Genomic DNA, 506 nt, shown 5'->3' on the forward strand with positions numbered 1-506 from the left:
GGGAGGGGGGCCGGCCTGCCCGAACGTCAGCCCGGCGGGCCTGCGCGCCAGCGGCCCGTCCGCGCGCACGGTGACGTATTCGGCGAAGGCGCCCTGGGCGCAGCCGAAGACCTCGTCGCCGCGCTCGTACGCCGTGACGCCCCCGCCCACCGCCTCCACCACGCCGGCCAGGTCCTTGCCGAGCCCGGGGTGCTTCGGCCGGGCCGGGCCCGCCATCGCGCGCAGGATGTAGGGGCTGCCTCTGAGCAGGTGGTGGTCGCCGGGGTTGACCGCGGCCGCGCGGACCCGGACCAGCACCTCGCCGTCGCCCGGCACGGGCTTGGCCACCTCACGCAGCTCGATGACGTCAGGCGGGCCGTAAGCGTGGTAGCGGATGGCCTTCATCGTCATGGTGTCTCCCCTGACACGTGAAAGAAATTTCTGACATATGAAAACCATACCTCCCCCGTCGGCGCTTGTGCGGGGGTCGCGGGCGACAAAAAACCGCGGCGGCCGGAGGAGATCCT

General features: G+C 72.1%; 1 protein-coding gene. It reads right to left on the reverse strand.

The window, feature by feature from the left end; all coding sequences use genetic code 11:
* The coding region (locus ABFX54_RS40075) for an alcohol dehydrogenase catalytic domain-containing protein (RefSeq protein WP_346112062.1) at positions 1 to 390 on the reverse strand (390 nt) is incomplete at its 3' end.
* Positions 391 to 506 lie beyond the last annotated feature (116 nt).

The sequence above is a fragment of the Nonomuraea maheshkhaliensis genome (assembly GCF_039529435.1).
Taxonomy (GTDB): domain Bacteria; phylum Actinomycetota; class Actinomycetes; order Streptosporangiales; family Streptosporangiaceae; genus Nonomuraea; species Nonomuraea maheshkhaliensis.